Origin of the sequence: Amycolatopsis sp. lyj-108 (assembly GCF_046549005.1) — a bacterium.
GTDB lineage: Bacteria > Actinomycetota > Actinomycetes > Mycobacteriales > Pseudonocardiaceae > Amycolatopsis.
The window spans coordinates 37,628-50,284 of record NZ_JAJPWQ010000013.1 but is presented as its reverse complement, the minus strand read 5'-3'; the positions used below and the strand labels follow the sequence as shown (position 1 = coordinate 50,284).

Genomic DNA, 12,657 nt, shown 5'->3' with positions numbered 1-12,657 from the left:
TGAAAATCGCCTAGCTCGGTAGCGTGCGGGTATGACTGCCGAGATCCTGCCCGCCATCGCCGGAGAGATCCTCACCGGAGAAGCGGACCTTTCCGTCGCGAGCAGGGACTGGGGAAACCTCGTCCACGCCAGGCCGGGCCTGGTGGTGAGGCCTGCTTCGGCGACCGACGTGGCCGTGGTGCTCAGGTTCGCCGCCGCGCGCGGGCTGCCGGTCGCCGCCCGCGGTGCCGGGCATTCGCCGTACGGCCAGGGACAGGTCGAGGGCGGGATCCTGCTGGACATGACCTCGCTGCCGCCGCGAAGGGTGGTCACCGGTGAGCTGGTTTCGGTGGACGCGGGTGCTCGCTGGCGTGAGGTGCTGGAAACGACTCTGCCGCACGGGCTGACCCCTCCGGCGCTCACCGACTATCTCGAGCTGACCGTCGCGGGCACGCTCGTGGTCGGCGGGATCGGCGGGGCCGCCCACCACCACGGCACGCAGACCGACAGCGTGGTGGAACTGGAAGTGGTCACCGGCGCCGGCGAAGTGCTCACCTGCTCACGCGACAGCGGCAAGGACCTGTTCGACGCCGTCCTCGGTGGCCTCGGGCAATGCGGGGTGATCACCCGCGCGACTCTGCGCCTGATCCCGGCCCCGGCACGGGCCCGGCGGTGGAAGCTCTACTACGACTCTCTTCCGGCGTTCCTGGCGGATCAGCGCGCCGTCGTCCGCGATGGTCGTTTCGACTACGTGGAAGGCCAGCTGATCCCCGTCGACGACGGCTGGCGGTACATGCTGGAGGCGGTCGCCTATTACACGCCGCCCGGCGCGCCGGACGAGGACGCGTTGCTGGACTCGCTCGACTTCGGCGAGTCCGAAGACGAGGACACGACGTATTTCGACTTCCTGAACCGGATGGCCGACGGCGAGGCGGCCTTACGGGCGGAGGGAAGCTGGTTCCATCCCCACCCATGGCTGAACGTGTTCCTCACCGACGATACGGTCGAGCACTTCGTGGCCGAAACCCTCGCCGCCACCGGCGAACCCGAACTGGGTGCCACGGGACTGATCCTGCTCTATCCGGTGCGGAACGACCGGTTGAAGACCCCGCTGTTCAGCGTGCCCCCGGGTGAGCTCTCGTGGCTCTTCTCGCCGCTGCGCGTCGGCCCTCCCGACGACCCGCTGCACAACGCGCGTTTGCTGGAGCTCAACGTGGACCTCTACCGGAAGGCACGGGACCTGGGCGGGAAGGTCTATCCGTCGAACGCGCTGTCGATGTCCACAGAGGACTGGCGTGCGCATTTCGGCCCCGCCTGGCCGAAGCTCGCCGAGGCGAAGGCCCGGTACGCGCCGGGGAACCTGCTCAACCCGGGACAGCGGCTCCGGTCGCCTTGAGGACCGCGGCCACGACCGGACATCCCGGACACGGTAGAAAGGTCCGATGCGGGATTTCTTCAAGGGTTTCCGGATGTTCGGGCAAGGGCTCGGCATCCTGGCGCGGTCGCCGAAGCTGCTCCTGATCGGGGCGTTGCCCGCGGTCCTGACCACACTGCTGCTGATCGGCGGGATCGTCGCGCTGGCGTTCTGGATCGACGACCTCTCGCTGCTGGTCACCCCGTTCGCCGACGACTGGTCGCCTGGCTGGCAGACGACCATCCGGGTGGCGGTCGGTGTCGCGGTGTTCGGGGTGGTGCTGGCCATCGCCATGATCGGGTTCACCGCGATCACCCTCGCCGTCGGCGGACCGTTCTACGAGCACATCGCGGAGAAGGTCGAGGACGACCTCGGCGGAGTGCCGGGCGCGGTGGACCTCTCGGGGTGGCGGTTGCTGGTGATGGGCCTCAAAGACGGGCTGTCCCTGGTGCTGCGCTCGCTGATGTTCACCATCCCGCTCCTGATCGCGGGGTTCATCCCCGTGGTGGGGCAAACCGTCGTGCCGGTCCTGCTGGCCTTGGTCACGGCGTGGTTCCTGGCGCTGGAACTGATCGCCGTGCCGTTCTACCGGCGCGGGATGGATCTGAAGCAGCGACGGGTCCTGCTGCGCCGCCACCGCGCGCTCGCGCTCGGACTGGGTCTTCCCGTGTCACTGCTGTGCCTGATCCCGTTCGCCGCGCTGATCGTGATGCCGATGGGCTTCGTCGGCGGTGTCCTCGTCGCCCGTGAAGTCCTCGCGGCGGAGACGGCCTGAGCTACGCCGGTGCCGTGGCCCTCACTGGACCCATGGGCGAGATGTGTCGCGAAAGCCACTTTCGCGACGCCTGAGGTCCCGAACGTGGCTTTCGCGACACGGTCGCCCCACGGCCACGGGCAATCCTCGCGACCCGACACCTTTGAGTTACCCCAATAACCGCCCCAAACACTCACGACTGCCTCGCAAAACGCCCGAATCGGGCACTTCCGTCCCGGAAGCGTCCCTTGTGGACAGTCGAAAAGGGTGTCAGTCCGCTGTGCCGGATCCGCCTCCATCGCCCAGCTGAGCAGCGGTTATGGGACCTTGCCGGAACACTGGGCTCAGCCGAGGAAAGGGGCCTTCACTCGCCCCACCGCTGAGGCGAGGTTCGATGCTGGGCCGGGGTGTCCCCAGTGCGGCATTGGAGGCGCTGAGCGTCTCCAATGCCACATTGGGGACACCGATCGAGCGACCGGCACGCACCGTTCCGTGGCCCGTCTCAACCGACGGGTTCGATCCAGATGTTGCGGAATCGCGGGTTCTCGCCGGGATCGCCGTGATCCTGGAGCCGGATCGCGCCCGGTCCGGCGTTCTCCGGGCTGTTGTCACCCGTGCCGCCGTCGATCGCCACGTCGTTGTGGACCACGACACCGTTCCAGACCACGGTCACGCGGGCGTTGTCGGTCTTGTTCCCGGCACCGTCGAACCGCGCGGCCCGGAAGGTGACGTCGTAGGTCTGCCAGGTTCCGGGAGCCGTCGCCATGTTCCGGTCGGGCGCCCGCTTCGAGTAGATCGAGCCCGCTTCGTTGTTGGCGAGCGTGGTGTCCCCGAACGACTCCAGTACCTGGAGTTCGTAGCGTTCCTGGAGGTAGACGCCGCTGTTGCCCCTGGCCTGTCCGGTGACCTCGGGCGGATAGTTCGGCTCGTTCCACTCGACGTGCAGCCGGAAATCGCCGAACTGCTGTTTCGTGCGGATGTCCCCGCCGTTCGACTCCATCGCGCCGCCCGAGACCGGCCACGTGGCGGCGCCGCCCGCGCGTTTCTCCCAGGCGTTCAGGTCGGTGCCCTTGAACAACTGGATCCGCTGGGACTCGGTGACGGTGAGGCTGTCGAGGTTGACGTTGCCCGCGTCACCCGTGTCGTAGCGATAGGAGATCGTGTTCGCCCCGGCTTTCAGGTTCAGCGTTTCGGGTTGTGTGTTCCACGTGTCCCAGTTGCCGGTACTGGCGAGCCTGACCTGTTTCACCTTGGCGCCGTTGACGTAGACGGTCACGGACTTGGTACCGGGAGCCGGATCCGGGCCGTTCGAGTAGCGCAGTGCCGCGTTGTAGGCACCGGTCTTCTGCGCGTTGACGGTGAACGTCGTCGCGGCGCCCTGGTTCCAGTAGCCGTCCACGAAACCGGTGCCCGTGTAGCCCGCGTGGTTCGTGTTCGTGCCGGCGCCACCGCTGAGCGCGGCCCGCTCCGCCTCGTAGGTAGTGCTCGCCGGCGTGCCACCGGCCAGCGAGTTGAGCGTGTACCACGCCTCGGTGCTCCACAACGTCGCACCGGACTCCGCGGCGAACGGACGCGGCGACCGCACGTGGACCACGTGCCCGGCCTTCAGTCCCGCCATCTGCAGCGTGACCTTCTTGCGGTCGGCCGAAAGGCTCGCGGAGGTGACGGACAGCGTCTTCTCGTCGATCTTGGGCCCGCCGTACGCCGAGGTCGGCTGGTAGCGCCACTGCTGCGCCTGGTACTTCGCCGCCAGGTTCTGCGCGGTCTCGGCCGACAGCGGCTGGGTGTACTCGAGTTCGAATCCGCCCGCGACCGCCCGCATCGCCTTGATGTCGAAGGCGTTCGTGCCGTTGGGTGTCACCTTCTGCAGACCGTAGGCGAGTTTGCCGGGCTGGCCCCAGTTGCCTCCGCCGTCGATGCCGCCGGTGTAGATCGCGCCGTCGGGACCGAGGCTGATCCGGCTGACGCCCGACTCGAGTCCCTGCGTCAGGCGGAAAACGGCGCCCTGGTACTCACCGTTGACCTTCTCCAGGAAAGCGCGCTGGAGCCCGCCGTAGGTCACGTCGCCGTACACCATCTGCCCGGCGAAGGGGCCCTGCGACAACATGACCATGTTGCTGGGCGAGTTCGCGATCTCGTTGTGCGGCAACCACAACACCGGCGCGGTCACCGGTTTCGAGTCGAACGGGCCCGCGGGATTGGTGTAGTGGTTGAAGAAGCGGTCCTGCTTGACCCGTACGAGCTTGTTCGCCGGCAGCCAGCCGCCCTGGTTGTCGGTGACGAACACGTCGCCTTCCGGTCCCCAGCCGATGCCGTGGGGCGTGCGCAACCCGCCGGCGATGTAGGAGACCTGACCGGTGGCCTTGTTGACCTTGATCGTCGTGCCCCGGTTGGGCGCGGGCTGCGGATCGGTCGTGGCGCCGCCGTAGTTGATGGAGACGGAAAGGTTGGCGTAGAAGAAGCCGTCCTTGTACAGCAGGCCGAAGGCGAACTCGTGGAAGTTGCCGCCGAACGGCCAGGTGGCGACGGTGCGGTAGTCGTCGGTCACGCCGTCGCCGTTGGTGTCGTTCAGTTCGACGAGCCGCGTCTTCTCTGACACGTACAGCTTGCCGTCGACGTACTTGACGCCCATCGGTTCCTTGAGCCCGCCGGCGACGCGCTGGGTCCGGACCTTGCTCGGGTCGGTGTTCCCGCTGACGTTGCTCAGCAGGTGGACCTCGCCGAGGACCTTGTCGGATCCGCCCCAGGTGGCGATGGCGAGCCGTCCGTCCGGCAGCCAGTCCATGCCGGTGACCTGCGGCTGGAAACCGTCGGGGCGCAGGTTCGTCAGCGTGAAGCCGGGGTGGACGCCGTTGAGTGGCAGGCCGTCACCCGGCGAGTCCGCGGCGCCCTCGCATTCCTTGCGTCCCGGCGCGGTCACCCGGACGACGTCGGCGTCGGTGCTGAGCACCGAAGTCGGCACGAGCGCGAAGCCGGCCGCACCGGGCGGCCGCCATTCGAGGGTGACCTGCTGGTCGTGGAGATTGTCGAAATGGTCGATCCGCAGCGCGTGGTACCCCGTGCCCAGCTGGACCGAGCCGGTCGCCGGGGTCGCCCCGTGCAGGCCGTCGTGGTTGATCACCGTCTGGCCGTCGATCCGGAGCCGCGACCCGTCGTCGCTCGTGAGCCGGAATTCGTACTGGCCGGCGGAAGCGATGTTGATGTTGCCGATGACCTCGGAGACGAACTGTTCACCGAGCCCGAAGTCGGCCGTGGTGGTCCAGTTGATCGTCGGCATCAGCTTGTCGACGTTCGGCGTCTGGCCGGATTTGATCGTGCAGAGCTTGGTGATCTCGCGCTGGAGGTCGTACGTGCGGAGCGTGACTCCTGGTTGCTGGGGTGGGATGGCCGCTTCGGCTGGGGCTGTCACCAGCCCGGATATCGCCGTGACCAGCGCCAAGGAAGCGACGATGGACCGGTTGAAGCGCTTGCGGACGGACGGAAGCATCGTCGCTCCTCGGGTCGGCGGCGGAGCACCTCTGTGACGACGCTGAACCTAAGAGGACTTTCGGTCGAAGTCAACGAAAGTATGTACAGAACGGACGAAAGTTAGTCCGAACGGTCGCGCTGCCCGACAGCCCTTACTCACGAACTCCGGCACGACACTCGGATAGAGTTGTGGCCGGAGCGTGGGGAGGGCGATTGACGACGGGATCGGGCGGGCCCCGGCTGCGTTCGGCCGTCCTCACTCAAGCCTGGGAGCGCATCGACGGTGTCGAGGTCCTGTCGTCGGCCGACGGCGGTCCACTGACCCGGACGATCAAGAAGATCATCGACCCGCTGGTGATCCGCACGGCGGCGCGGCCCCGGCTGGGGCGTCCGGTGCTGGATCCGGTCGCGGCGGCGGAGGTGGCGGAACTGCTGCTGGCCGACGCGGACAGGTTGCGCGCGACGGCCGCGTGGTTCACCCACCTCAAACGCCAGCGCCGTGCCCTGCGCATCACGGCGGGCAACGTCCAGGACGTCTGCTTCCCGCTCGCGTACGAGCTGGCGACGGGTTTCGGCACGCCAGGTCCGGACGCGCCGTCGACGGCCGCGGCGGCGTTGCGGGATCTGCACGGCGATAGCGGCACGGCGGGCGTCGATCAGCTCACCGCGTATCTCGCGGATCCGCGGCATTCGGCGGATCTGACCGCGGAGCTGCGTCGCCGCTGGAACGCCGAATCCGCCGTAGCACCGGACATTTCCGCGCTCCGGACGTTCGTCGACGAGCTGTCCGACACCGCATGGCGTGCCCTTGCCGACTCGGCCACCGGCCACGCCCTCGGGCTCGGCCTGCGACGGCCGGGAGGGGTCCGCGCCCTGAGCGAAGCCGTTCGGGAGATCTCCGGGCTCCCGGTTCCGGATCTCGGGCTGCAACGCGGGGAACGCACCGCCGTCCCACCTTTGAACCGGCGCGACGAAACCGGGGCGGAACTCCTCGAACGCAGTGTCGAACGGCGGGTGCGCGCGACCTTGCGCCGTCTCCCTTCGGACGAGCGGGCTCCCGTCGCCGACCTCGTCGACGACGAACTCGCCAGGGTCGCGGCCGGATTCGGGCTCGGCCTGCCCGCGTTGGCCGCCTGCTTCGCGCTCGGTGTCGTGCTCGCGCCCGCGTTGCGGCCGCTCGACGGCGCGGCGCCCGCGGGCGTCCCCGAATTCGCGCGGCAGCTCAACGCCCAGGTCGCGCGGGAGGGCTACGTCCTGCACGCCCGCCGCGCTCTGGCCGGGGCCACGCCGCTCACCCCGCGGCCCGACGCCGAACTCCTGCGCGACCTTCGCGAGTTCGCCAAGCAGTTCCTCAGCAGGCTGTGGGTCCGGCTGCACGGCTTCGACGTCCGCGGCGAGCTGCCCGCCGACGCCGCGGACGTACGCGACCTCGTCACCGGCGTGGTCCGTTCGACCTCGCTGGATCTGCGGACGAAGGTGCGCCGCTCGCTCATGGCCCGCCTGCCGGATCTGGAGGCCGTGTCGTGACGCATCCGGTGCACACCCCCGTACTCGCGGCCGACGGCGGCCTCATTCGCTTCGCCCTCGCGGATCTCCTCGCCGGCCGGACGACCACGATGCACATCGAACTCACCGACGCCGGAGCCGCCGAACCGTGGCTGACCCGGCTCGCGGGCGCGGAAGCCGGCCTTGTCGCGCTCGGCCAAGGCCAGGCGGACCTCGTCGCCAGGCCGGAACTGGGCAGACTAGCTTTGCTGCTCTGGCTGCGCCGTTGGTGGCCCGCCAGCGCGTCGCTCGGAATCCCTTCGCTGGACCCGGCGTTGCTGGACCTCGAAACGGCGGTCGCGACGGCGGACGTGGAGGATCTGGCTGAAGGTCTCCTTGACGATTTCGAAGCCTCCGCGGCCGAACTGTTCGACACGGCGATCGCGGACGGCGCACTGCTGGCCGCCGCGGCGCCGGTCGCCGGCGAAGTCCGGGAATTGTGTGCTCGCCTCGCGGCCTGGTTCGACGACCAGGATGACGTTGTGCGCGCCGAAGCGGCGGCGCGCTTTGAGATGGCGGCCCCGGGCCAACGTGCGTACGCGCTGGCAGCGGGCACCGATCCGGTCGCACCCGGCGAAGGCGTACTCGCGAGCGGACGAGCGAGCGTCGACTGGGCACGAGTGCCGCCGGGCATCCTGGACGCCGCGGAGGACACGGTGACGTGGCGGATCGTCGCCGCCGCGTCCGCCACCCGGCTCGAAGTCGTTGTCGCGGGCGCGTTCGCCGACGCGGCGATCACCGCGTTCGCGACGCACGAGGGTGAGCCGTTCGCGGAAGTGCCGTTGTCACTGGGCGCCGGGCGGTTCACCGGCGCGGCCGACCTTGACGAGACCGCGGCCCGGCTCGCCGCCCGCGTCCAAAGTGGACAGATCACCCTCGTCGTCGGCGTTGCCGACGAGGGGGTCGCCGGGACCACGGCGGAAGACCGGGCGGAAGTGGTCGCGCTCGTGCGGGCACGCCCGCCGGAGGCCAGAACGCTCGCCGAACGGGCGGCGGCCGCTTCCGCCGATGAGGAGTTCTGACGTGCTCGTCGGCATGCCACCGCCCCGGAATTCGCCGGACCGGCCGCTCCCGCCCGAACTGGGCCCGGCCACTTCGCACGGTTACAACTGTCGTTGTGTCGCGCGGCATTTCGGCCTCGACCCGGCACCGTACGGCGAACTGCCGGCGTGCTCGCTTTCCGAACGCCAGTACCGGAAGCTGCTCATCGACGCCGCCAAGCTCCAGGCCAAGGCCAAGCGGCTCGCCGCCGCCCGGGACGTCGCCGGCGCGCACCGGACGTACGGCAAGATGCGGGAGATCGCGCAACGGCTGGACCGGACGGATCTGGACCTCGCCGCCGTCAGCGACCTGGCCACCGTCTGCTATTCCGCGGGTGACCTGCGCAACGCGAGACAATGCGCCGAGGCCGTGCTTCAAGCCTTCAGGGTGAGCGCCGCCGCCATTGTCCACTTCGGACAGTACGCCGAGATCCGGATGATCGAAGGCTCCCGGGAGGTCGCCGAGCGCGTGCTCATCTCCTTGAGCACGGAGGAAGGCGACGTCGTCAAGGCGCGTGAGCTGATCGCCGGGCAACGGCGCCGAGCGGCGCTGCGCAGGCAAGAGGGGCCGGACCAGTACCCGCCCGAGCTGCTCGACGTGCACGGCGCGGACGAGCTGGAGTTGCGGATCTTCGACGTGCGCGTCCAGATCGCCGCCGGGGACATGGCGGGCGCGCGGGCCGCGATCGAGGAGATCCTGACGGCGTTGGACACCATCGCGGAGATCGACGAGGTCCGCGAGCAAGTGGCGGCGCTGCAGGCGATGGCGCGAGCCGAACGCGCCCGCGTCCGCCAGGCGGGCGGCGAAGACGCCGACGCGCGCGCGGATCTGCTGCGGCTGAGCGCCCAGCACGAAGGCCGCCCCTTGGCCGCCAGGGCGAGCATCGAGCTGGCGGCCGACCGGGCCTTCGGCGGAGACTTTCCCGGAGCGGTCGCCGCGATCGTCGCCGCCCGTGACGAACTCGCGGACGCGGGCCTGAACGGCGATGTCGCGGAGGCGAGCCACGCGCTGGGCACACTGCTGCTGTACACGGGTGATGTCGCGCAGGCCAGGGACCAGTTCGAGCACGCGGGAAAGATCTGGACGGCCAACGCCGACGTTCCGGGCCTGAGGCGCCTCGACGTGGCGCTGGCTCGCTGCGCCATGGCCGAAGGAGACTGGGCGACGGCGGGGGAGCACGCGACCCGCGCCCGGGAGTCGGCGCGGACGTCGGGGGACTGGTCGGACCGCCTGCACACGGATTTCGTGGCGGCCACGATCGGCTTCGCCCACGGCGAGGACCTGCGCTCGGTGCTGGACCTGCTGCTCCCGCTCGCCCTCGCGGCGGCGGAGTACCGGTTCGAGTTCACCTCGCCGCAGGCGCGCACGGCATGGGCGCGAGACGTCGCCGGTCCGGCGACGGAAATGCTGATGGCGCTGCTGGCTCAGCTCCAGGAGCCGAGGCTGGCGGCGGAACTGATCGAACGCACCTGCGCCGTCGGCGCGTACACGGGCGTGGAGGGGCGTTCGCTGGACCTCACCGGCGCGCTGCCCACCCTCGAAGTCGGCCCGGTCGCCGAGGGACTTCCGTTGGCGGCACTGGGTTCCGTCACGTCGTCGCTACCGCTGCGGCTCGCCCCGCCACTCGCGTTGCGCTGGTCGCCTTCGTCTCCCATGGAGCTTGACCCGTGGCTCCGCCTCGCCGCGGAGCGATATCAGCTGCCCCGTCCGGTCGCCGAAACCGTCGAGACCTGGCCCGCCGCGAAGCCCGGACGCGAGACTTTCCTGCTGCGCTACGCCGACGCCGGCCACACCTTCCTCACCTGGCGGACCGCGGAGGATCTCGATTCCGTTCACACCCATCCGATCGAGTTCGCCCTGGTCGCGACCGCTCGCCAGTGCCTGGATGCCGCTTCCCCCACGCCGCGCGAAGGCGAGAGCGTGGCCGACGCCGTTCGGCGCTCACTGAGCGAAGACGCCTTCGGTAGCTTCGCCGGCGAACAACGCCTTGCCCGCGTCCTCGCCCTCAACCTCCTCCCCGCCGACCTGGTCGAACGGCTCCGGCGTGCCGCGGACGGCGGAACCCGCCCGCTCCTGCGGATCCAGCCGTCCCCGAGCCTCGCCGGTGTCCCGTGGGGACTGCTCGCCCTGCCCAACCGCCGGGCCGATCACGTGCTCGAGATCGACGAGATCGGCAGCTGTTTCGACGGTGACGAGCGCGTTCTCGACGTCGCCGACGTCTCACTGCTCGCCCCGGCCGCGATCCCACGCCGCCCGCCCGCCGCCGACGGCCCGCCCGTCTACCTGCTCGACCCGCGTATCCCCGGCCAGAGTGCGTTCGGCGAGCTGGGTTCGGTGCTGGGCAAGCAGGACGCGACGTCGCCGCTGATCCGCCATCTGGACGCGCGGCTCGCCGAAGGCCCGGTCCTGCCCGACGCCGGGCGTGGGCTCGATCTGGTCCGCCGCACCGACACCGACCGCCGACTGCTCGCCGAACTCCTCTCGCGGCCCTGTTCGCGGCTGGTGTTCGTGGGACACGTCAGCCGGGTCCGCGACGAGTACGGCGCGCAGACCGCGCTCCATCTGTCCTGTTCCGCCGATCTTCCCGGCACGGCCACGCCGATCGGAGCGCACCGGCCGTTCACCGCCGCCGACCTCGCACTGTCCGAAATGGACAGAATGCCGGCGCGGGTGGCGCTGATCGGCTGCGCCAGCGCGAGCGATTTCGGCCTGGCCGAACCGTTCGGTGTGCTGCTCGCCGCCGTCGCGGCAGGCGCGGGACTGGTCGCCGCCACGGTCTGGGCCTTGCCGACTTCGGCCGCCGTGCCCGGTTCGGACCCGATGTCCGAACTGGTCATCGCCGTCGACGCCGCGCTCGCCGGCGAGGATCCGGTCACGGAACTGTGCGCCTGGCAGCGGTCCCGGCTCGCCCGCTGGCGCGAGAAGCCCGAACCGGCGGCCTCGCCGGTCTTCTGGGCACCGCTGACCTGCCTCGACGCGACCGACGACGGGAAAACCTGGGTTCGGTAGCGGGCCGGTCCGCCGAAGCTGTGTCCAGCACGAACGACACGGCGAAAGGCGGCACCCGATGTTCAAGAAGATCCGCGACAAGATCAACGACGCGACGCAGCAGGGCATGGCGCGTGGGGAGCAGGACTTCCACCGCCACGCGGAACAGTTCCGGCAGGCCGCCGCCGCGCAGGGGCACGACATCACCCCGCAGCTGCCCACACCGCAACTGGCCGCGCAGGCGTTCCGGAACCTCAACGCCGACCCGGACATGGCGGCGTTCCTGGCCTTGCCGATGGACGAGCAGTTGCGCCAGCAGCAGGAATTGCAGGCCTACGGCACGGAACTGCGGCGGCTCTACGACACCTGCGAGCCCGCCACCCTGGTGATCCGTGAGCTGGAGCCGACCGGCCGGAAGATCGCCGGGCAGGCGCAGTACACCGCGACGCTCGAGGTCACCCGCGCCGACGGCACCACCTACCGGACGGTGTCGCAGCTGATCGCGCCGCTGGCGACGATCCAGCAGTACGCGCCCGGCACCCGTCACGAGGCCCGCGTCGACCCCGCAGACCCGGCGAAGGTCGCCGTGTTCGGGCCGATCGCGTAGGCGGCGGCGATGTTCGGGTCCTTCGAGTTCGGCCTGCCGGGAGACCCCCGGCAGGCCCGCCGCCCGGGTCTGCGCCTGTGGTTGCTCGGCGTGCCGACGACCCTCGCGTGGGCGGCCGTCGGCTGGTCGGGCGCCCTCGGGCTGCTGGACGGCTTCCGGCTGATGTCGCTGAACCGCGTCGACGCGTGGGGGCCCGACGCGGGTCCGGCGGTCTCGCTCGTCCTGTTCTTCAGCGTCTCGATCACGGTGGCTTCGTCGCTCGGGTTCGCGATGCTGTGGGGCGGCGGAATGTCGCTGCGCGGGATGGGCGTCGGCTTCCGGGCGAGCAGCCTCGCCGCGTCCCTCGGCATCGCGCTGGGCAGCGGCGTCGCGATCCCGTCCTGGACGCCGCCCGAGTCGGTGGGGCAGCGGCTGCCGTCCGACCCCTGGACCGATGTGGACTGGATCGTCTACTACGAGCCGTATCTCGTACCGGCGGTGGCGGGGGTGAGCGCGCTGGTGATGATCATGGTGCTGGGGCGGGCCTTCGTCACCAGGGCCGAGGCGGACGACCGCGCGCAGGCGCTGGCCCAGACCGGCCGTCAGGTGATCGGCCACGTGCTCGGCGTCGAGTTCACGAACGTCTGGGTGATGGGGAATCCGCGGTTCAGCGTGCAGGTCCGGTTTCCCACGGACAGCGGTGAGCGGACCGTCATCACGACGATGATCACCTCGCCGATGCAGGCCCCGGCCCGAGGTTCGACGGTGAAGGTCACCTACGACCCGCTGAACCCGGACTCGGTCCAGGTGGATCCGGATCCGGCCGATCGGGCCGCCGGCGGAAACTTCGGTGCGTTCCTGCCTCCACTGTTCTGATCGCCC

Annotated in this window: 8 protein-coding genes; 7 read left to right on the top strand and 1 reads right to left on the bottom strand. The window is 70.0% G+C overall.

Going from position 1 to position 12,657, the window contains the following annotated elements:
• The first annotated feature begins 31 nt into the window (after positions 1-31).
• Together ACLJO0_RS35920 and ACLJO0_RS35915 are read left to right on the top strand one after the other, a co-directional pair.
• Positions 32-1,375 (top strand): FAD-binding protein, encoded by a 1,344-nt coding sequence (locus tag ACLJO0_RS35920; RefSeq protein WP_410583592.1) that lies wholly within the window; start codon positions 32-34, stop codon positions 1,373-1,375.
• A gap of 46 nt (positions 1,376-1,421) precedes the next feature.
• Entirely contained in the window at positions 1,422-2,168 is a 747-nt protein-coding gene (locus ACLJO0_RS35915; RefSeq protein WP_410583590.1) for an EI24 domain-containing protein, read from the top strand.
• A gap of 481 nt (positions 2,169-2,649) precedes the next feature.
• Here ACLJO0_RS35915 and ACLJO0_RS35910 read toward each other — a convergent pair whose 3' ends face one another.
• Entirely contained in the window at positions 2,650-5,634 is a 2,985-nt protein-coding gene (locus ACLJO0_RS35910; protein ID WP_410583588.1) for a family 16 glycoside hydrolase, read from the bottom strand.
• 194 nt (positions 5,635-5,828) lie between these two features.
• Between ACLJO0_RS35910 and ACLJO0_RS35905 the strand changes: the two genes are divergently transcribed.
• From ACLJO0_RS35905 to ACLJO0_RS35885, 5 genes are read left to right on the top strand one after another with little or no spacing between them, the layout of a single operon-like run.
• Positions 5,829-7,142, top strand: a complete 1,314-nt coding sequence (locus tag ACLJO0_RS35905) for a hypothetical protein (protein WP_410583586.1) — start codon at positions 5,829-5,831, stop codon at positions 7,140-7,142.
• A complete protein-coding gene (locus ACLJO0_RS35900) occupies positions 7,139-8,182 on the top strand; it encodes a hypothetical protein (protein ID WP_410583584.1) in 1,044 nt (347 codons plus the stop codon). Before ACLJO0_RS35905 ends, ACLJO0_RS35900 begins: the two co-directional genes overlap by 4 nt.
• Positions 8,169-11,210 (top strand): hypothetical protein, encoded by a 3,042-nt coding sequence (locus ACLJO0_RS35895; RefSeq protein ID WP_410583582.1) that lies wholly within the window; start codon positions 8,169-8,171, stop codon positions 11,208-11,210. Before ACLJO0_RS35900 ends, ACLJO0_RS35895 begins: the two co-directional genes overlap by 14 nt.
• 58 nt (positions 11,211-11,268) lie before the next feature.
• The gene (locus ACLJO0_RS35890; RefSeq protein WP_396562845.1) at positions 11,269-11,796 is read left to right on the top strand and encodes a hypothetical protein; all 528 of its coding nucleotides are present in this window, start codon (positions 11,269-11,271) and stop codon (positions 11,794-11,796) included.
• A gap of 9 nt (positions 11,797-11,805) precedes the next feature.
• On the top strand, positions 11,806-12,651 hold the full coding sequence (locus tag ACLJO0_RS35885) for a DUF3592 domain-containing protein (protein WP_410583580.1): 846 nt from the start codon (positions 11,806-11,808) through the stop codon (positions 12,649-12,651).
• The last annotated feature ends 6 nt before the right edge of the window (positions 12,652-12,657 follow it).

Excerpts from the sequence above, each read along its gene's own strand:
- ACLJO0_RS35890 (WP_396562845.1), top strand. The coding sequence starts at position 11,269 with ATGTTCAAGAAGATCCGCGACAAGATCAACGACGCGACGCAGCAGGGC.
- ACLJO0_RS35910 (WP_410583588.1), bottom strand. The coding sequence starts at position 5,634 with ATGCTTCCGTCCGTCCGCAAGCGCTTCAACCGGTCCATCGTCGCTTCC.
- ACLJO0_RS35920 (WP_410583592.1), top strand. The coding sequence starts at position 32 with ATGACTGCCGAGATCCTGCCCGCCATCGCCGGAGAGATCCTCACCGGA.
- ACLJO0_RS35885 (WP_410583580.1), top strand. The coding sequence starts at position 11,806 with ATGTTCGGGTCCTTCGAGTTCGGCCTGCCGGGAGACCCCCGGCAGGCC.
- ACLJO0_RS35915 (WP_410583590.1), top strand. The coding sequence starts at position 1,422 with ATGCGGGATTTCTTCAAGGGTTTCCGGATGTTCGGGCAAGGGCTCGGC.
- ACLJO0_RS35895 (WP_410583582.1), top strand. The coding sequence starts at position 8,169 with ATGAGGAGTTCTGACGTGCTCGTCGGCATGCCACCGCCCCGGAATTCG.